General features: G+C 42.9%; 21 protein-coding genes. 7 read left to right on the top strand and 14 right to left on the bottom strand.

Annotated features, from left to right (window positions below; genetic code table 11):
- The first annotated feature begins 280 nt into the window (after positions 1-280).
- Positions 281-1,033, top strand: coding sequence for an ion channel protein Tsx (locus K5R16_RS00315; RefSeq protein ID WP_220735558.1), 753 nt, complete (start codon positions 281-283; stop codon positions 1,031-1,033).
- 98 nt (positions 1,034-1,131) lie between these two features.
- On the opposite strand, the gene udp is transcribed toward K5R16_RS00315, so the two are convergent.
- Entirely contained in the window at positions 1,132-1,890 is a 759-nt protein-coding gene (gene udp, locus K5R16_RS00310) for a uridine phosphorylase (RefSeq protein WP_220735557.1), read from the bottom strand.
- Between the two features lie 376 nt (positions 1,891-2,266).
- Between udp and K5R16_RS00305 the strand changes: the two genes are divergently transcribed.
- Positions 2,267-2,482 (top strand): YdcH family protein, encoded by a 216-nt coding sequence (locus tag K5R16_RS00305; protein WP_020914669.1) that lies wholly within the window; start codon positions 2,267-2,269, stop codon positions 2,480-2,482.
- A gap of 334 nt (positions 2,483-2,816) precedes the next feature.
- Here K5R16_RS00305 and K5R16_RS00300 read toward each other — a convergent pair whose 3' ends face one another.
- Positions 2,817-3,275 carry a hypothetical protein gene (locus tag K5R16_RS00300; protein ID WP_220735556.1) on the bottom strand — a complete coding sequence of 153 codons (459 nt, stop codon included), beginning with the start codon at positions 3,273-3,275 and terminating at the stop codon, positions 2,817-2,819.
- A 210-nt stretch (positions 3,276-3,485) separates the two neighbouring features.
- On the opposite strand from K5R16_RS00300, the gene K5R16_RS00295 reads away from it, so the two are divergent.
- Positions 3,486-4,322 (top strand): mechanosensitive ion channel family protein, encoded by an 837-nt coding sequence (locus tag K5R16_RS00295; RefSeq protein ID WP_220735555.1) that lies wholly within the window; start codon positions 3,486-3,488, stop codon positions 4,320-4,322.
- 17 nt (positions 4,323-4,339) lie between these two features.
- Here the strand turns inward: K5R16_RS00295 and K5R16_RS00290 are convergent, their stop codons facing one another.
- From K5R16_RS00290 to K5R16_RS00275, 4 genes are all read right to left on the bottom strand, one after another.
- Positions 4,340-5,224 (bottom strand): radical SAM protein, encoded by an 885-nt coding sequence (locus K5R16_RS00290; protein ID WP_220735554.1) that lies wholly within the window; start codon positions 5,222-5,224, stop codon positions 4,340-4,342.
- Positions 5,225-5,339: 115 nt separating this feature from the next.
- Complete coding sequence (locus tag K5R16_RS00285; protein WP_220735553.1) at positions 5,340-5,801, bottom strand: GNAT family N-acetyltransferase; 462 nt, start codon at positions 5,799-5,801, stop codon at positions 5,340-5,342.
- Between the two features lie 90 nt (positions 5,802-5,891).
- Positions 5,892-7,481 carry a DHA2 family efflux MFS transporter permease subunit gene (locus K5R16_RS00280; protein WP_374758362.1) on the bottom strand — a complete coding sequence of 530 codons (1,590 nt, stop codon included), beginning with the start codon at positions 7,479-7,481 and terminating at the stop codon, positions 5,892-5,894.
- A complete protein-coding gene (locus tag K5R16_RS00275) occupies positions 7,478-8,551 on the bottom strand; it encodes an HlyD family secretion protein (protein WP_220735552.1) in 1,074 nt (357 codons plus the stop codon). Before K5R16_RS00275 ends, K5R16_RS00280 begins: the two co-directional genes overlap by 4 nt.
- Positions 8,552-8,677: 126 nt before the next feature.
- On the opposite strand from K5R16_RS00275, the gene K5R16_RS00270 reads away from it, so the two are divergent.
- A complete protein-coding gene (locus tag K5R16_RS00270; protein ID WP_220735551.1) occupies positions 8,678-9,619 on the top strand; it encodes a LysR family transcriptional regulator in 942 nt (313 codons plus the stop codon).
- Positions 9,620-10,005: 386 nt separating this feature from the next.
- Here K5R16_RS00270 and K5R16_RS00265 read toward each other — a convergent pair whose 3' ends face one another.
- Together K5R16_RS00265 and K5R16_RS00260 are read right to left on the bottom strand one after the other, a co-directional pair.
- Positions 10,006-12,033: a hypothetical protein gene (locus K5R16_RS00265; protein WP_220735550.1), complete on the bottom strand. Its 2,028-nt coding sequence runs from the start codon at positions 12,031-12,033 to the stop codon at positions 10,006-10,008.
- A 399-nt stretch (positions 12,034-12,432) separates the two neighbouring features.
- A complete protein-coding gene (locus tag K5R16_RS00260; protein ID WP_220735549.1) occupies positions 12,433-12,798 on the bottom strand; it encodes an isochorismatase in 366 nt (121 codons plus the stop codon).
- 122 nt (positions 12,799-12,920) lie between these two features.
- On the opposite strand from K5R16_RS00260, the gene K5R16_RS00255 reads away from it, so the two are divergent.
- Complete coding sequence (locus K5R16_RS00255; protein WP_220735548.1) at positions 12,921-13,823, top strand: LysR family transcriptional regulator; 903 nt, start codon at positions 12,921-12,923, stop codon at positions 13,821-13,823.
- Positions 13,824-14,026: 203 nt separating this feature from the next.
- On the opposite strand, the gene K5R16_RS00250 is transcribed toward K5R16_RS00255, so the two are convergent.
- Entirely contained in the window at positions 14,027-14,413 is a 387-nt protein-coding gene (locus K5R16_RS00250) for a VOC family protein (RefSeq protein ID WP_220735547.1), read from the bottom strand.
- 117 nt (positions 14,414-14,530) lie between these two features.
- On the opposite strand from K5R16_RS00250, the gene K5R16_RS00245 reads away from it, so the two are divergent.
- Positions 14,531-15,058, top strand: coding sequence for a carboxymuconolactone decarboxylase family protein (locus K5R16_RS00245; RefSeq protein ID WP_220735546.1), 528 nt, complete (start codon positions 14,531-14,533; stop codon positions 15,056-15,058).
- Positions 15,059-15,192: 134 nt separating this feature from the next.
- Positions 15,193-15,927 carry a YebC/PmpR family DNA-binding transcriptional regulator gene (locus tag K5R16_RS00240; RefSeq protein WP_220735545.1) on the top strand — a complete coding sequence of 245 codons (735 nt, stop codon included), beginning with the start codon at positions 15,193-15,195 and terminating at the stop codon, positions 15,925-15,927.
- Positions 15,928-16,000: 73 nt separating this feature from the next.
- Here the strand turns inward: K5R16_RS00240 and K5R16_RS00235 are convergent, their stop codons facing one another.
- From K5R16_RS00235 to fdhD, 5 genes are all read right to left on the bottom strand, one after another.
- Positions 16,001-16,408 (bottom strand): thiol-disulfide oxidoreductase DCC family protein, encoded by a 408-nt coding sequence (locus K5R16_RS00235; RefSeq protein ID WP_220735544.1) that lies wholly within the window; start codon positions 16,406-16,408, stop codon positions 16,001-16,003.
- Between the two features lie 11 nt (positions 16,409-16,419).
- Positions 16,420-17,070, bottom strand: coding sequence for a thiol:disulfide interchange protein DsbA/DsbL (locus K5R16_RS00230; RefSeq protein WP_220735543.1), 651 nt, complete (start codon positions 17,068-17,070; stop codon positions 16,420-16,422).
- A 172-nt stretch (positions 17,071-17,242) separates the two neighbouring features.
- Positions 17,243-17,479, bottom strand: a complete 237-nt coding sequence (gene yedF, locus K5R16_RS00225) for a sulfurtransferase-like selenium metabolism protein YedF (protein ID WP_220735542.1) — start codon at positions 17,477-17,479, stop codon at positions 17,243-17,245.
- 85 nt (positions 17,480-17,564) lie between these two features.
- Positions 17,565-18,812 carry a selenium metabolism membrane protein YedE/FdhT gene (gene yedE, locus K5R16_RS00220; protein WP_220735541.1) on the bottom strand — a complete coding sequence of 416 codons (1,248 nt, stop codon included), beginning with the start codon at positions 18,810-18,812 and terminating at the stop codon, positions 17,565-17,567.
- A gap of 23 nt (positions 18,813-18,835) precedes the next feature.
- Entirely contained in the window at positions 18,836-19,699 is an 864-nt protein-coding gene (gene fdhD, locus K5R16_RS00215) for a formate dehydrogenase accessory sulfurtransferase FdhD (protein ID WP_220735540.1), read from the bottom strand.
- Positions 19,700-19,830: the final 131 nt, after the last annotated feature.

The raw sequence follows: 19,830 nt of genomic DNA, 5'->3' as shown, positions 1-19,830 counted from the left end.
ATAAACCACTGAATAAATAACACTTAGCAGCTAACTAGCACAACACACCTTTTTACACCTCACTCAGTGCAATTACAATCTACCGTAAAATATTTACAATCTAACGCAAAAAATCGTAACAAACTCTTTGAACAATATTCAGTTTCAGCCTATATTCCACGCCATTAAAACGGTTATAGAGCAATCGTTTTAAATTGGTCTGTCCCCTTATAAATAACACCATAGAGTGTATAGATTGCCAAACAATAAGCAGCGCAAGCTGCACACAAAAGGTTTTGAGATGAATAAGAAATGGTTATGCCTAGCGCTACTAGTCAGCCCAACCGCAATGGCTGACAATATGATTAATTGGTGGGATGCAAGCGTCACTGCGCTATATGGTGATAATTACGACTTGGCACCGTCTGACTCACAAACAACTTTCACCTTTGAAACGGCAGGTGACTGGAAGTATGGTGATTGGTTTGCTTTCCAAGATGTTACTTATTTTAACGGCAATAATGGTGGCAAAGACAGCACCACGTACGGCGAAATATCGACTCGTTTTAGCGCGGGGAAAATATTAGGCAAAGAGATAGCCCTTGGCCCAATTAGCGATCTATCTCTAGCACTTACCTTCGAAGAAGGTGAAGGCCCAGTAAAAAGCTGGCTATATGGTTTAGGTATGGATTTGAATGTGCCGTACTTCAGCTATTTCCAGCTCAATACCTACCGCAGACATGCAACCGGTAGCGATAACATCAGCGATGGCTGGCAGTTAACTCCAGCATTTAGAATGGACTTTCCTGTTGGTAACTCTAATATCGTATTTGATGGCTTCTTTGATTGGGTATTCGCGACTGATGAAGATGCGTATCAAACCAACTTCCACTTCAACCCACAGCTTAAATATGATCTAGGCGCAGTGGTTTTCGGTGAGCATAAGAAGAATAAACTGTTTGTCGGTATCGAATACGATTACTGGAAGAACAAGTATGGTGTCGATGGTATCGATCAGAACACCTACTCAGTGATAGCAAAATATCACTTCTAAATATGTTTGATACAGATACAAAAAAGGCGCTATATGCGCCTTTTTGCTTAAGTATATTAATTCCCTAATAGACCCCTCTTATAGAGAATGTCATACCACTATGCCAACAGCTTTTTAGCTGCAGCCACAACGATAGAAACAGCACTAACTTCTGTTTTCTTCATCGTCGCTTCATCTGGGATCTCTTGCTGTGTACGGTTCACAATAACACCCGCAACACAGGCTGCACGCCAACCTTGTGAAGCACACATGGTAAATAGCGTTGAAGACTCCATTTCATAGTTAAGCACACCAAGATCTTGCCACTCTTGCATCGACCCTTTGAACTGACGAGTAATGCGGCCAGAAACCGTATCGTAACGCTCTTGTCCTGGGTAGAAGGTGTCAGATGACGCAGTGATACCGATATGAGGCTCTAAACCTGCATCACGGCTTGCTTCAACCATAGCTGTAGTACATTCAAAGTTTGCAACCGCTGGGAACTCCATTGGAGCAAAGTGCAAGCTAGCGCCATCAAGACGGACAGAAGCTTGAGTAACAATCACGTCTCCAACATTAACCTGTGGCTGGATAGCACCAGTTGTTCCAACACGTAAGAAGGTACGTACACCTAGCTGAGCCAGCTCTTCAACTGCGATAGAGGTAGATGGTCCACCGATACCCGTTGAACACACGACAACAGGCTTACCGTCGATATACGCTAGATAACTGGTATATTCGCGGTGGCTTGCAAGAAATGTCGCATTCTCCATTAGCTCTGCAATACGTTTAACTCTTTCTGGATCACCTGGAACGATAGCTAAGCTTGCGCCAGCTAGCATTTCTTTGGTTAAGCCTAAATGAAATACATCAGACATTGTGAAAACCTCTTTCAATTTTGATTATAAAATTCTCAATAAATCGACTTTAACCTAGTATCGACTGCGATAAGGTTAACCTGATCACACTTTTTCTGCCAAGAGTAAATGAATTGTCGTAATCTAGTTACCAAACCAAGATTGTTAACGATTGTAGAAATATAGCAGTAGAACAGCAGAGTGCCAGCCGCACTTAAGGTTATTTCCCCAAAAGATAATTAACATTAAAAACACAATAAAAACAAACAATTACAGTATCAAACACTCCTCAAGTGGGATAAAGCACTAAAACATGATCTAGCTCACAAATAGTCCAAATAGAACACGCTAGTTTAAAGTTGAACCACAAGAAAATATCAGCAAAAGGACAGCCTGCATGTTTCCAGAATATAGAGAATTAATAAGCAAACTTAAAACTTCTGATACTCACTTCCAGAAAAAATTTAACAAGCATAACCAGCTCGATGAAGAGATTAAGAATCTGGAACAGCATAGCGCAAGCGACTACACCCCAGAGGTACACGAATTAAAGCTGCAGAAGCTGCATTTAAAAGAGGAGATCTACGATATTTTGAAAGGTCATTCAGCTTAGCTAGATGCTAATACCAATTGTATTAAAAGTTTGACCATTCAGCGGGAATTCAAAACGCTGTAGGCAAGTAGTGGGATTTGAGCTAATCGTTATTCTATATCCAAATCTCATAGCGAAGCATACAGCGTTTTACCCATTTTTACCTCAGCCACACTACGTAAGCCCCTCAGTCTTTCCACTTCTGCTTTGCATTGACTTAAAAGGGAATAACCATTCCTTTACCAATGCGCTTTGAATTGAAAAGACTGAGGGGCTCTGAACGGGGAAAATACTTAATGCTATTGGTATAAAACTAATAAAGGCGCTTAACGCGCCTTTTTTATAAACTTATAAGTTACTTAAGCGCTTCTAACAATGACTCTGTTGAGTCAAAATAACTGATTTGAGTGATCTTGTTATCTGTAAGCTCAATCAACGTCGCCTGATCTTTTTCAGCAGGTAGCGCCTTGGTTATCTCACCCTCTCGATCTAATGCCACTCTATAATCAAACTTCTTAAACTGTGGAATCGCCACAAAGCGAGCAATTAATGAAGGCATGCCACTAATGTCTGCTACGTAAGCGAGTGAGTTCGTTTCATAAAGCGCTGGATCTGTTTCTAATGCTTCCTGAATAAGGTTGCCACCGTCCATGCTACGGCTAAACAATACTCGAGTAACTTTTTGATCAACAGCGTAATCTGCTTCGTATTGATCTTGTAATTTTAGTGTCTCCAACTGATCGCCAATACTATAAGTATTTGCCCAGACAGAGGTCGCAAACAAACTACATATAACTAGAATAATCGCTTTCATAGTGGATCTCACTGATTAGAATTACCCTTGAGAATAACCTATTCTTGCTGATATCACAGAAGGTTTACAGCAAACCATGATCATCTTCACGGATCGTTACCTGACTAGGTAAAAGTTGAAAACAAACTATTTTCAAGGTAAATACCAAGTTACAAAACAGTTTAACTTCAGTAAGCTGCAAAGTGAAAATGTTGTATTAAGGACCAAATAATGAATGAACAAGGTTTAGATCAAGAGATCGCTCAATTACAAAATGCCTATAGCATGATCACTGAGTTTATTGTGCAGTATAGCTTTAGTATTTTAGGTGCTGCGCTAATTTTCTTAATTGGCTTATGGGTTGCAGCTAAAGCATCCAACCTTGTTACCCGCCTTTTTGAAAAACATGAAATCGATATAACCCTCAGCAATTTCACCAGTAACTTTGTTCGTATTCTAGTCATCCTATTGGTTGGCGTTATTGCCCTTGGAAAACTCGGGATTAGTGTGACTCCTATGGTCGCCGCGATTGGTGCAGCATCATTAGGCGCAGGTCTTGCTCTGCAAGGGATGTTGGCAAACTATGCCGCTGGTATCACTATCATAGTAACTCGACCTTTCATTGTCGGTAACACCATTGAAGTAAAAGGAGTTAGCGGGTTAGTTAAGGATATTCATCTAGGAATGACAGTGCTCACCAATGAAGAGGGCGAACAAATAAATGTGCCCAATAAACACATAGTCGGTGAGGTATTACATAACTCTTTTGCTAACAAACTGGTAGAGACTACGCTCAATATCAGCTATAAATCAGATCCTGAACAGGTTGTGTCAATCCTCAAACAAGTATTAGCTGACAGCGCTCAGGTAAGTGATGGCGAGCATGCACAAGTGGGTATCAATGATTTTAATAACATAGGTATTGAGATCGGCATTCGTTATTGGGTGGCAACCGAAAGCTATTTCCAAGATAAATACCAAACCAACGCTAGCCTAATCAAAGCACTCAGAGAAGCCGATATAGAGATCCCTTGCCCAGTAAGAGAGATCCATATTCAAGAGCCGTAAACATCGCTATGGCGATGCTACAAACCTCGTTGCCATTCTTGTCGCAATTGAATACGTTCAGGCGTATTCATTGCGGCCTCGACTTGGCCTAATAAGCTTGCTTTATCTTTGCCCAGCACACCTTTTAATACTAAATAATTAGAAGCATGGTCTGAACGAAAGATAGTTTTATCCAGTTCTAAATGACTCAGAAGTACCTGCATCTCTTCAAACAATTGCATTTGATTTGGCAATTGAAAATGACCATCAAACGCCTTGTCCATGCGCTCAGTGCCCAGTGGTAGCGTCACCACCAGCGTTGACAAAAATTCGGGTTGTGCAGCATTCATTAGCTTTGCTGATTGCAATGCATGCTGCCGTGACAACGACACCCCGCCTAGACCATTTAGAATCATTACCGATGACTTGATACCCGCCGCTTTAATTTTTTGCAGCGCGGTCAATGAGGAGGTAAACGTTTCACCCTTGTTGATCCGTTTTAGCACTTCATCGTCACCACTTTCACAGCCGATGTAGAGCAAAGTTAGCCCTAGTTCACGCAATCGTTGTAACTGCTCTGGAGTCTTGTTGTTGATATTACGAGGCAAACAATAACTGCTGATCCGTGTCACTGACGGTAGGAATTTTTTTATAAGTAAGCAGATCTCTTCCAATCTGGCGAATGGTAGCGTCATGGCATCGCCATCAGCCAAGAATACTCTAGAGATGTGAGCTTGGGAGCTAGATACTTTGATCAGCTCTTGTTCTACTTTATCAATTTTTTGCGCTCGAAAACGCTTCTGGCTAGCAGTGTACATATCGCAGAAGCTGCACTGGTTCCAACTACAACCATTGGTCACCTGCAGAATAAGTGATTTCCACTCCGAAGGGGGTCTAAATACAGGTTCAATATAATTTAGCACTGCGCGCCTTTATTGATTGATAACGGGATATAAAGTTGAACACTTTTACCACAAAAAAACTATCTTTATTCGTCGGTAAACATCTCCAACTTTAGTTTAAAACTAGAGCTGTATGCTATAAACCTTCTCGCGTTAGTAACATATCGAGATGAGGGATCCCATCCTCAAGATACATTTCCGATACGGGCTCAAAACCGAGCTTTTGATAGAAGCCTTTTAAGTGCTCTTGTCCACCGAGTTGAATATTATGCTCGGGCCACTTTTTGGTTGATATCGAAATAGCCTTTTGCATCAAGGTATGCGCAACTCCGCCCCCTCGAGCAGCTTCGGAAACAATCACACGGCCAATACTGGCATCTGGATAACTCACGCCAGGCGCTAGCACCCGTGCATAAGCTTGAATAACGCCTTGTCCATCGACACCGAGTAAGTGTTGGGTTTGGCTATGGCGGTCTTTATTGTCCAACTCTGGATAAGGGCAGTTTTGCTCTACCACAAACACATCTACTCTCAGTTTGAGTAGCTCATACAATTCATCGAGTGTAAGCTCCGAAAAAGCTAGCGATTTCCACAACAAAAGTCTCTCTCCATCACAACCAGTTTTATCAGCAGTCTAGCCGCTTCAAATCAACAAATACAGACAATATTAGCTAAGCGAATAGATTGCTTAGCTAATAGCAGTAGCAGCCGGTTTGCGGATTGATAATACCGCCAATACCGCCACCATCAACAGCGCTGACATAATGAAAAACACATCATTATATGCTTGAATAGATGCCTGTTTGGCCATCGTTTGTCCTAGTAATGCCGATGCTTGTAAGCTTGCAGTGACAGGGTTCGAGCCCGACGCTTGTAACATATTGGCAGTTGCTGCTAAATACTCATTAGCCATTGAGCTAACCGCTGGTACTGTTTCTTTTATGTGTGCCAGATGGCTGCGGCTTAAGTTATCCGTTAATGTGGCAACAAGCGCTATACCAACCGCACCACCAAGATTACGAATAACGTTAAGCACCGTTGATGCCGAAGCGTTTTCAGCCTTTTTAATCCCCGCTGTGGCCAACATGCCGATAGGCACCATAATAAATGGCTGACCAATGGCTCGGACGACCATCGAGGCTATCATTTGCGGTCCAGCAAAGTCTGAGGTCATATGACTATTCATATAGTAACTAACGCCAAACATGAAAAAGCCAAACCCCGCCAAATATCTATTATCAAATCGCTGCATTAATTTGGGCATAAAAGGCAAAATGAGCAGTTGAGGAAATCCCATCCACATCAGTACTTCACCAATCTCTAGCGAGTTATAATCCTGCACTTGCGATAGATACAGCGGCACCATATAGATAGATGAAAACAGCGCTAATCCCAGCAGAAAATAAGCAATGGTAGAAAGCGCAAAATCTCGCTGTCCTAGCAACTTTAAATTCACTAAGGGATTGCTTCTTTTAAGCTGCAAATAGACGAAAATAACAATATTAATCGCAGATATAATCGCTAAATTACGAATAAAATCTGAGCTAAACCACTCTTTACGGCTACCCTCTTCCAGCACAACTTCTAAACAGCCCATCCCCAGTGCCATGGTGATAATACTGCTCACATCAACATTTTTAAGCTCCGGCCAGTTTATCGGTTTTTTAACTAAACCATATGCCAACATCGACATCACCAGCAACCCTGGTGGCACATTAATATAAAACAGATAATGCCAGCTAAACTGCTCTGTTAACCAGCCGCCTAATGTTGGCCCTATCGAAGGAGCAAAGGTAGCCGTGACCCCAAATAAGGCCATGCCCACTGCACGCTTCTCATCCGGCAGGTATTCAAGAATAAGTCTAAATGCCATCGGAATAAGCGCACCACCAAAGAACCCCTGCATCGCTCTAAACGCGATCATTGATTCTAAGTTCCATGCGACTGAGCAAAGCAGAGAAGCGCCTATAAATATGGCGCTATTCCATAACATGTAGCGCCGTATATCCAACCCTTTGCTGAGCCAACCTGAAAGGGGAATTGCTATCATCTCAGCAACTAAGTAGGCAGTAGCAATCCAGGAACCTTCCTCAAGCGTTGCCCCTAAACCGCCTTGGATCTCTTTCATTGAAGCATTGGTAATTTGGATATCCAAAATGGCCATAAAGGCGCCAATCAGACCACCAAAAACCGCTATCCAAGCGCGGCGACTGCCACGCTCAACCTGCTCATAGGCAGGAACAATGCTTGGTTGAGATTGCTGCAAAACTGACATCATTGTTTGGCCGAGTTAAGAGCAACGGCTTCAGTTAAGCCACTTTTCGAGGTATCTACCTTAACTAATGCACTCAAGCCTGGAACGATTCTTACCTGTTGAATGTCTCCAGAAGTTGCTGATTCGAGGCGGATTCTAACGGGGATCCTTTGTACTATTTTAGTGAAATTACCGGTGGCATTCTCAGCAGGTAACAAACTGAATTTTGCCCCTGAAGCTGGTGCTAAGCTGTCTATCACCCCAATAAATGATTCACCAGAAAAAGCATCAAGCTCTACCGCTACCGTTTGCCCTGGCTGCATATGCTCTATCTGGGTTTCTTTAAAGTTCGCAGTTATCCATACGGCGTTGTCTGGCACTAAACTATAAATGGCTTGCCCTGGCTGTACATATTGTCCTTGCAGCGCACCGCGCTTACCCACTATGCCATTAAATGGTGCGGTTATTTGTGTATCAGCCAGTTGGATTTTGGCCAGTGCGAGTCCCGCTTTAGCTTGCTCGACACTAGAATCAGCCTCAATAAGCTGCGATTTAAATACTGCTAGCTCGCGTTGCTTAGCCACCAACGCAGCCTCTGCTTCATCGAGATGAGCTATCGCTGACTGGAAACCAGCTTGCGCCTCATCAACGGTATCTTGTGAACTGTAGTTTTTGATTTTAAGCTGAGTCGCCCGGTTAAGCTGCTGCGATGAACGTAACCTTTCAGCCTCGGCAGCTGCCACGCCCGCTTTGGCTTGAGTAATCAGTGCACGTTGCAAGTCAACTTGCGCCGCTAATGTCTGCAGATCCGCGTTGGCACTAGCCAGCATGGCCTGATTTTGAGCAACCTTTGCTTTGTATTGATTGTCTTCAAGTTGCGCCAGTAACTGGCCTTTTTCAACATGCTGATTGTCAGTCACAAAGGTCGCAGTGACATACCCTGGTACCTTAACGCTGATATTAGAAATATCGGCTTCGACATAGGCGTTATCTGTCGATTCAAAGTTTCGCACTTCATTCCACCAATAATAGCCACCAGCAGCGACGGCTAGCAGTAAAACAGGTACAGCGATAAACATTCTATTAATGGACATAAGTGACTCCCCAATCATCGGCCCGTAAATTAGTAGAAGACATTTTACTACTGTTTCACTATATTTATTAGATAGCTAAAAAATTACCCACTGTTTCACAGGTGTAACAATCATGAGTTTAAAAAAATGGATTTAAATCGAGTGCAGATGTTTGCTCAAGTGGTTGAGCAGGGAAGTTTTACCAAGGCAGCCAAGGTCTTGGGGATCACTAAAGCAACCGTAAGCCGCAAGATTGCAGAGCTAGAAGCTGACGTTGGTGTGCAGCTGCTGTTTAGAACCACTCGAGCCTTAAAGCTGACCGAAGCAGGGGCAAATTATTACAATCGAGTGCATCATATTTTATCTGAACTGCAAAATGCTGAAGATCAACTCAGTGCTAGCCAGCAGACTATTAGCGGCCATCTTAAAATCATCTGCCCAATCGAATTAGGCCAGTTGTATTTTGGGCGAGTGCTGGCAAAGTTCCTAAAAGCCTACCCACAGATAACCATTGATGCAGAGTTAACAAACCGTATGGTAGATGTAATTGCCGAGGGGGTAGATTTCAACTTTCAAATTACCGAAAAACCTAACGCAGCGCTACAAACATACACCCTGATGAATACCCCAAAAGTGCTGATGGCAAGCCCTGAATATCTCAGCCAACATGGCACACCGCAGATCCCCGAAGATCTTAGCCAGCATCAATGCATTCGCCTTTCGACCCCCTATGTTGACAATAGCTGGACTCTGTTTAATGGCGAGCAGTGGATAACCGTCGAACCAGAATCTAGGCTAGAGACCAATAACATTACTTTGGTTCGAGAGGCCGCTATTGAGGGACTTGGCATCGCCACTGTGCCGATTATTATTGGTAATGCGGCAATCGAGGATGGCCTATTAGTACCAATACTTGAGGACTATCCAATGAAACAAAGTGCTGTCACCATGAGTATGCCGCAGCGGATTTATCTCCCCAGAAGATACCGAGTGTTTATAGAGTTTTTATATCAAAGTTTATTTGAAAATTGGCAAGATCAAATTATTGATATACCGGACTTTATAACCGCTCCAGCTCAAGGCCATTGAGCTAATACCAATCAGTATAAAGATTTGATCGCTCAGCGAGAGTTTAGCGGCTTTGAAGCAAGGCGATGAATGAAGAGCATAGTTATTCTACGCTCAAGTTCATTAACGCAGTATCAGAGCCGCTAAAACTCGCCAGTAGGAGTGTTTTGGGCTTGCTACTTCTACGTTGAATAAACTCATAAGGGAATAACCATTATGTCATTACTCACTTTGAATTAGCCTGCCTTGAACTCGCTTGCCAAAAACGCTCTGAGTAGATCAACTTCTTATACTGATTGGTATTATTAGAATAATCTGAGCATCGAAAACGAAAAAGGGCTCTTATGTAAGAGCCCTAAAAAGTCATGGATTAGCTGATTGCAGGGAAAACTAATCCTTACTTTTTATTAGTTACGCTCAAATACGTGGAACTTCTCAATACCGTAAGACTTACCTTCGGCGTGACAAGTCGCACAAGACTCAGAAGTTGGCTGGGTGTACCAATCAGCAACGACTTCCTCATCAATCGAACCACCCTGTTGAATCATATGATTTAGCGCTGAATCGTCGTTGTGACAAGCAAAACAGTTAGCCGTAATTGGGCTTGCCATCTTAGTATTGTCATTGCCATTGAACGACTTTGCACGGATAAACTGGTTTGGAATCGCATTCAAATCGATACCATCAGCATGACATGCCACACAGTTTTCGGCGTTTAGCTTCGCGGCAGAGTTGGTAACAAGTACTTCTACTTCTTTACTCATCTCCGAACCTACAACCGCCTGTATTCCCCAGTGCTGAGCATGTACTAGCGGCCCAAAACCTGGAGCACTGTTCGCTTTCCAACCGACTTGAACACCATCACTCATAGCACGAATAATGTAACCAGCTTTAACGCGTTTAGCATCTGTTTCGAACGCATCCATCGCAACAGTTCTCATACCTGAGCGATCTTGGCCGTTGTTATGACAAGCAACACAGTCTAAGCCACCTTCATTATAACTTCCGTTTTTATGGTAGTTAGTTTCATTGTTGTGACAAGTGGTACAACTATTAGCTGTCACCGAATGACGACGTTCATAGTCCTGTGTTTTCACACCACTATGATCGACTGCATCTGAATAACTAGTGAAAGACACGCCGTCGTAGCCACCGTCATCATCAGCTTGTTTAAATGTCACACGAGTACTTGCGACTAAGTCTGCCACTCGATAGTCAGTGTCTAATCCATCCAAGTATGGGTAACAGACCGAACGGCTACCATCTTCATTTTCAATATACTGATCAGAACCACGTGGACTCGGGCGACCAACTAAAGACTCGTTATGGTAGCCATGAATGTAAGCCCCTGCATATGTCAAAGTTTTTGCAGCGTACATTTCACCGATATTAAGTTGTTGCTCAGTGTCACCTGCGGTATTGAATAGCGATACAGTTGTACACCAGCCACCCTGTGGATATTCTTCCCACTCAATTGAATTATCAATAAATGGCACCGATGTCGTGGTGTAGTGATCTTCTCTAAGTTGTGCTCTCTCCATTACCTTCTTATGGAATAAACGAACATCGTCTGACTCACTAAAGCCGCTATAAGTCATAGTCACAGCCGTTGAGCCAACGCCAGCAGCATCATGACAATCAGTACAAGTCGTCATGCTATTTACTTTAGTGATCGGTTCAGCATGACAGGTGTAACAATTGGCCGGTTCGAAATCTTTTTCAAACTTTTGGTGATTAATATGACCAATTTTTTGCATGGAGTTACGTGCGTAACCGCCTTCATCGCGTACAACATTGCCGTGACAAACCATACAACCTGCAACGAGATCAGTATCGCCATCAGTATTAATTGCAGTGTAGCTTGGATGCTTTAATTTAGACGCCGTATAATCGACGTGACAACCCTGGCAGGTTGCTGTTGACGTAGTGTGTAGGCCTTCGGTTTTATCGACAACCATATAGCGCGACTTGGCGATATTGTCACCACCACCAACAACAAGACGAATTATCCCTTCACTGCCGGCATCAATCGCTGGCATTGGTGCAAAAAATTCATAACGGCCATTGTCAGTCATTGTCAGACTCGCACCATCTGTTGCTTGGTCTGCATTGCCACCGACTATAGTGCCTTCGTAATCAGGGCGACTACGAGCGATACCTTTTTCGGTTAATGCCGCCATTTCAGCGCTGACATTTTCTAAACCTGAAATCAATAACCCTTCTTCGTTAGTAATTTCAAACTCAAATTTAATTGCCCCGGCTTCAAGGCTGTGCGCTATCATTTCTACATTTGTCGTTGTAGATTTCTCTACAACAGGTGGCAACGGACTGGTGCCATCTTCACCGTCATTACCATCTTTTCCATCACTACAAGCTGTAAGCCCGAAAGCTGCCGCTACAATTAAGGCGACCCCACATTTGTTAAAGCGCTTCATCATCACTCCAAAATTATTCTTTAGATGTGATCTTTACTCCCCCGTGAATACAGTAATGATGTTTAAACATTTAATGTGTGAATTATTCCCCATTAACATGAAGCCTTTTCATCACTCATCACAAAAATAAAAAGAGCAATTAATATACAGAATTAAATTAATGTTAAATTAATATTTTACGAATATTTAATGACTTACAACTCATCGATAGAGAGTTTAGATTAAAAGTATACCCTATACCATTCGGTATAAATGAGTGAATCGATTGCTTCCTACATACGAAAACGCCGGCAAGTTTGCCGACGTTTTTTATAGTTAATAGCTCTACTGCGGTCTGTAAATTTCACCTTGGCTTTCTTCAATAATTGCCTATGAATAATTACCCCGCTAACAGAGCAACTACCCCAGCACTTCAAAATCATCATCTGCAAGCTTGGCACTACCATCTTGTTGCAGCACCCACAGCTCTTTATGGATCACGCCATGAGCCTTATTCATTTTCCACGAAGAGGTTAGTAACACAGTCTTGTCGTCCACAATGCTGAAGTTAGGCTCGATATATTCCACACTATCAAACCCTTCATTAATCAAGTTTTGCCAAAATGCCTCGATAGCATCTCTGCCGACAAATTCGCCGAATGGTCGAGCATTCATGGTCGCGTTCACTTCATATTGCCCAGCGCACTGCTTAGCATCTTGGCTATTAAAACCATTTTTCCACGTTTCACTGGCTAACTTAACTGCATCTAATAAGGTCGAAGACATTGTATAACTCCAATCACTGTTGTTTTCAAAATATGAGACCAGTTTACAGCTAAGATTGAGATTGATAACCTAGCCAATACAGCAACCACTGTTCGATAAAACAGAACAATACTGAAGGTATTATGGATTACTTACGGCATATGGCCATTTTTAAACAGATAGTTGATGCGGGTTCTATCAGTGCTGCGGCAGACAATTTAGAACTGTCGAAATCAGTCGTAAGCCATCACCTAAAAAGCCTTGAGCTAGCAGTAGGAGTACAATTACTGCATCGAACCACCCGCAAGCAACAGCTAACCCCAGCGGGAACTGACTTTTATCAGCGCTGCGCGCAAATGGCTGACATATCTCAAACCGCATGGCAGGAAGCACGCGATACAGGCGGAAAGCTTGCTGGCCCCATTAGAATAAGTGCGCCCCATGCGCTTATTGATTCAATCGTTGCTCCAGCTATCGCTGCACTATGTAGTGATAACGCGCAGGTAAAGCCAACGATTTCCGTTGCCGATCAACGTATTGACCTGCTCAGTGATGATGTTGATCTAGTTATTCGGGTCGGAAAGCTGCCTTCTAGCAATTTAATGCAGCGTAAGCTCGGCGATTTCAGGGATGTAGTTTGTGCTAGTCCAACGTATATTGAGCGACATAAGCACGAGATTGATGCAGAGCAGTGGCAATCTTTGGATTACATAGCCAACTCATGGCAAAAGGCAAGATTAACCCATGAGCTAGAGCCGCTATCAAATACAAATAACAACAACACGGCAATGACAAAACACTTAGCGTTTGTCGCCAATCGATTCACCGATAATTCATCCGCGGTTTGCGCTTTAGCTAAAGCAGGTTTAGGCGTTGCACTATTACCTGAGTTTGTATTTCAGCAAGCAGAGCAACAAAATCAATTAGCCATGTTAGTGCCCGATCACCAATGCCCACTTAATACCGTGTACGCTGTACATGATTTTGGCCATAAGCCACCACAACTGATAAAACGCACCATTGATTTAATGATGAATTATTTTTAAATATGCCTAAGGGCTGTTGCTCTTTAGAGCTTAGTTTTGTGCTAATTCAATGTTACGAGTACAGACTTGCCGCTGAAGCCTAGCTGGCTAAGTGAAAACTCATCACACAGTAATAGAAGCATTGAATCGCCCCAAAACGGCCAGTAAACTGCGGCAAAAACAACAGTACAATAGCAACATAACCTAATAAGCCCAGCGAGCATTTAATCTGATAGCAACGCCAATACGGCTCCTTCGGGATCTTTAATGACGCAAAATTGGCATCCCGCCATTTCGCGCGGCCCCTCAATAACTTTGCCACCTTTGGCGATGCAGATTGCGGCACTATCAGCAACACTGGCGACTCTGACATACAGTAACCATTGCGGCGGCAAATTACTGTTGCCACCTCGAGCGTGGCAAATGCCAGTAATCGTGTCTCCACCATTGGGCAATGTAATATTGAAATCGTCATAATCTCCCATGGAAACCGCTGCGGACTCCCAGCCAATCACATTGCAGTAGAAATCTTTTACATGTGATGCGTCTTGTACTGTTAAATCACACCACTCAACAGCACCGATTGAAGGGGCTTTTTTATCAGTAGGCATCGTTAGTTCCTGTTTATACTCATTGTATTAAACATAACAGGTTATGGACCTTTGAACTAAACTCATTGAATTCGGACAAAAACTAGATTCTCCAGCTCCTTAACCTCGGAGGCAATTATGTCCACCTTTGTACAATTTCCCGATGAGTCAGAAGATCAACGACTATTGCTTAAATCGGTATTAATTGGTGAGAACCACCTACCCTCCTCAGCAATAAGGATGGTAGCCTGGTCAGCAGCTCTAGCCTGTAGAGATAGCGAAGTGGTTAAGCAGGTGCAATTCATTGTTGGCGAGCTATGCAAAGAAGCCAAACGAGACATGCAGTACGCGATGAGTAGAATGTCAGTCACCAACCCCTATTTTTTTAGCCGTCAGTTTGTCGATATCCATGCAGGGGGCGATCTACCATCGCTAAAATTTAGGCCTTTTGCTGATATTGCGGTCGACAACGAAGTTAACTATCACTACGCCTGTATCGCGGTATCCATGGTTAATGGTGGCTATGCATGCTTTAAAAGCCATACCATGAGCCTTAAAGCCCTAGGAGAAAGTGATACCGCAATCGATCAAGCCATGCGAATAACCGCTGCAGTTATGGCTGCTCGCCAGGTGCACTTCAACAGCCAAACTCTATTTCAACACTAAGATACGCTTGCTAACGTTGCACTAAGCCGTATTTATTGACTGCGATTAGTATTTTTAAAGACCTGCACCTGATTTGTGCAAATAAAGCTGCTAACATTGCTGGCAATTTTTAAAGCTTAGTGAGAAGAATCAAGATGGGCAGAGCATACCAAAACAAGAAAGAATCCATGGCGAAAACCGCTGGGCAGAAAACAAAAATCTATTCCAGATACGGAAAAGAACTCTACGTTTGTGCTAAAAATGGTGGTTTCGATCCTGAAGGTAACTTAGCGTTACGCCAAATGATTTCCAAGGCCAAAAAAGACCAGGTTCCTGCTCACGTTATTGAGCGTGCAATTGAGAAAGCGCGTGGCGGTGGCGGTGAAGATTATGAATCAGCACGTTACGAAGGCTTTGGCCCTGGTGGCTGCATGGTCATTGCAGATTGCCTAACCGATAACGGTAAGCGTACCTTCACTCAAGTGCGCCAAGCGTTCGTTAAGAACCACGCTAAATTAGGTGGACCAGGTACCGTAGGTCACATGTTTGATCACCAAGCAGTATTCGTATTTGCAGGTGACGATGAAGATGCCATTCTTGAAATGCTAATGATGGCTGACGTTGATGTGACTGACGTTGAGCTTGATGACGGCATGATCAGCGTTTACGCACCACATACTGAGTTCTTCAAAGTTAAAACGGCATTAACGGCTGAATTACCTGCTGATACTGATTATGTTATGGAAGAGATTACTTTCGTACCGCAAACCATGACAGCGATTACTGATGCAGAAGAAGTTGAACAGTTTGAGCAGTTTTATGCAGCACTTGAAGATTGTGATGATGTGCAAAACATCTACCACAACGCTGAATTACCAGAGCAAGCATAAGCTTATCTAAAGGTAATATTGATACAGAAAAGGCACTCATTGAGTGCCTTTTTTATTGGTTTTAATTTGGATATCAGTCTTCGATAAAACGTTTGCTAAGTGCGACAGTTGGTATCAAACATATAGCTCGAGTGCCAAATAATGCGTAACGACGTTTCGCCAGCGCATTATAAAGTCCATCACGTATTATTTTCGGCAAAAAACGACTAAAACGTAATAACGACCAAGGTGCATCAAGAGACATTGCAATTTCAATCGCCGCATCACTGCGCAAATAGCATTTACCTGCCTTTATCAATATCACGCTATCTAAAGCAACCTCAGAAACGCCGAACTTAGACAAGTACCTTTTACCCACATTCGATTGCAGCGAGGCAAACACAAACTGCTCGTGGCTATCGTGGTTAATCACGAAATTAACTGCACCGTGGCATAGATTACATATGCCATCAAAGATGATTATCTGTGATTGAGCTTGCACTATCCCCACCGTTAATTCGCAGCTAAACGCCCTTTCTCTTTCTCAACCAGAAAGCGAGTAATATCCAATACCTGCTCAAAACTCTTTGCTGACTGATTCAGTACTAAGTAGCGGCCATTTACCACAATTGAAGGCGTACCATCGATTTCAGACTGAGACATAAGCTTAATGGCTTGAGCAAGCTGCTGGTTGATCTCTGCCGATGCCAATTGTCGTTCAAAGTCTGTCTGACTAAGGCCGAAACGCTGTAAAAACTCAGCCATCTTTTGTGTTTGCAGTTTAATATCACGGATCTCTCGCAATCCCATCACTTCTTGAAACAGCGCAGCATGTGCCTTATCGCCAGCAGGCATATTTTGCACGATGAAAAATACCTTGGCGTGCAACTTCATTAGATCATTCCAAATGGCGGGTGACTGCACTAGGCGAACATCTGCAGCCATTGTTTTTTGCCATTGGTGCAGCGGTTTCTCAAATGACTCACAATGTGGACAGCCATACCAAAAAAACTCCATCACTTCGACCTGCTCACCGCTTGTCACAATCGGAGTTGCAAGCGCACGATAGTTAACGCCTTCAACATAATTGGCATCGATTGCATTTTTATCACCGCAACCCACAACGACAAAGGTCAAAAGTAGCAGCGTCAGTAATTTTTTCATCAAGTATCCTTACGATGTGTTTGTTTTACCAATCAGTATCAGCAGTTGGCTGATTAGCAAATTTTTTATTCATTACTAAATTAGCATAAAAAAGGCACTCAATGAGTGCCTTTGTATCGCGCGACCAATAAAGCATTATTAATCCCGACTCACTATATTGAGTTTGCAGCGATTATCGCCTGATTAAATATCGCAGCATTACACCTTGCTGACTAATATCAAGTACTTCATAGCCGTGATTACGTGCATCGCTAGGGATATTATTGATAGATTGCGAACAGTCTGTCAGCACTTCTAGCACTTCACCAGGCTTTAACGACGCCATCGCTTCAAGCGTAGCGACTGCAGGGTAAGGGCATGGCTCACCATAAATTTCTAAATTATAATCAGCCACAACAGATTCGGTCATAAATGATCCTCAGCAAAATAGGCTCAAATTATCTTGAGCTCTCGGTAAATTGAATTCGTTTATAAAAGGGATGTTAGCGGCACGATTAGTGTGTTTTAGTCATAGCGTTAACCAACTCTTGTTGTGACACAGCAGAACATGGTATTGAATTTGTTACACTCTGCTGCTTAAAAAAGTGTCTTTCCCACAATAGGATCAGCAAAAAGGACAGACCGAGTAACAAATAAGTCACCGCTAAGCCCCCTAATGGCCCGAAGACATCGAGCAAGTTCACCCTGTCCCATTGAGTTGCCAATGGACCTGAAAATACATCCCAGTAGTAAGCTAAAACAGTGGCGCCAATAATATTGCCGATCCCCACCCACCAAAAATGCACTTGCCCCTCTAATGCACGATACATCCAGCCCGTTTCACAGCCACCAGCAATAACAATACCAATGCCAAACAGCAAACCGCCGATCACGGCATTAGGCCCTGCCCACAACGTTTTCGGTGTCATTCCCAGCTGCACGTAGCTATAAATGCCAATAACACTTACCGCCATCCCAAGGATGATCGCTTTCGCCATATGAGTACGGCCTGTGATCCACATATCTCTAAAAGCCGACGTAAAACAGATCTGCGCTCGCTCAATCAGTAAGCCAAACACAACCCCCATTAACATAGCAAAACCAAGTTTTTGGGAGCTGTTCATGATATAGAATGAGCCCGCGATCATTGCGCCAAACACCACCCAACCCAATCGAAAGCGATTCTTCACTTGGTTAGGATGAGGTATGGCCATTTTCGTTAAGCCCCCTAGCTTAACGGTTGCCTTTGAGCGGATAAAGGGCAGTAAAGTAATTTTAGCCCCAAGATAAGTTCCTGCTGCGGCTGCAAAAGCAAATAACCAAGCATGTAAGGTAAACTGCGGAATTCCAGTGAAAAAAGCGGCAAGATTACACCCCATCGCCAAACGAGCTCCAAAGCCAGCGATCATGCCGCCGGCTAATGCCTGCGCGATACGTTTTTTACTACTAGGCATGCGCAGTTTCATGTTATTAGCCCAAAGCACAGCTGCCAAACAACCACCAAACATACCAATAATCATCACGCCACCAACCCGATCGAGTGGTGTCCCCTCAAGGCCGATAATTTTAAAGTACTGCCACGTTTCAGGCTCCGCACCAAACCATTGCATGATATGCCCACCCCAACGAGTGAACTCACCCGTCACGGCCCAAAGAGATCCAGTGAGACCAAAAAAGTAGGTCGATAAGATACCCGCTGCAATTACTGCTGCAAAAGGTGACCAGAATTGAATAAAGAATTTATTTTTAAAAGTTAACCACATATTTAAATTACCAAGTTCTATTTTCACATTACAGCTAAGTTATTACGATTAACATTACTTAGTGTTTTATTACACAAATACAACCTTTGCGGATGAGTATATATTGTCACTCTATTTTCACGACAAAACCCAACCAAGGTTATATTCGACTTATGCGCTATTTCTATCGCTAACGACGTAGCAGAAGAAATCGCAAATACAATACTAATGTTTGCAGTGGCTGCTTTTTGTACCATTTCAAAACTAGCGCGACTGGTTAACAATAACGCTGCCTGACGCGAATCATTATTAATTGCAGTATGACCAATTAATTTATCGAGGGCGACATGACGACCAACATCTTCAAAGCAGGATATAATATCACCTTCTGCAGATAACATAGCAGCTGCATGTGTGGCCCCAGTCAAATTAAATGTAGTTTGATGCTTATGTAAGTAAGCTAATGCCTTTTTTAAGCTGTTAAGATTAAATTTATTACTATTTTCAACTCTAATCGTGGGTTTAAGAGTTTGCTCTATCTGTTCAACACCACAAAGCCCACAGCCAGTTCGACCTGCAAGGCTGCGTCGATGGGATTTAAGATGCGCAAAGCTTCTTGGGCTAATCGTTATATGCACTAAGACGCCAGCTGTTATGGGCTCAACTTCAATCGAGCGAATATCTTTCACTTCACCAATTATCGATTCAGATAGACTAAATCCGATGGCGAACTCTCTCAATGCGGTTGGGCAAGCCATCATTACCACATGTGATATACCGTTATAGATCAATGCAACTCGAACTTCTTTCGCGATGGTTTCTATTAATGCCTGTTCTCTATCATTTCTAAAACAAGTCACTTCAGCTTGTTCGGTAATATTATTTAGTCCACACACAAGTTCCGTCATCGTGAATTTCCATTTGTTCTGGTAAATAATGTCCCACTGTTGACCATTCATATCGATAAATGATTGTTGGATTCACATTTACTCAATTCATAAAGCAACTGATATTGTTTAGTAAAAAACAATTCTCTATT

Origin of the sequence: Shewanella sp. c952 (genome assembly GCF_019654975.1) — a bacterium.
In the GTDB taxonomy this organism is placed as follows: Bacteria; Pseudomonadota; Gammaproteobacteria; order Enterobacterales; family Shewanellaceae; genus Shewanella.
This window is presented reverse-complemented; position numbering and strand designations above follow the sequence as displayed.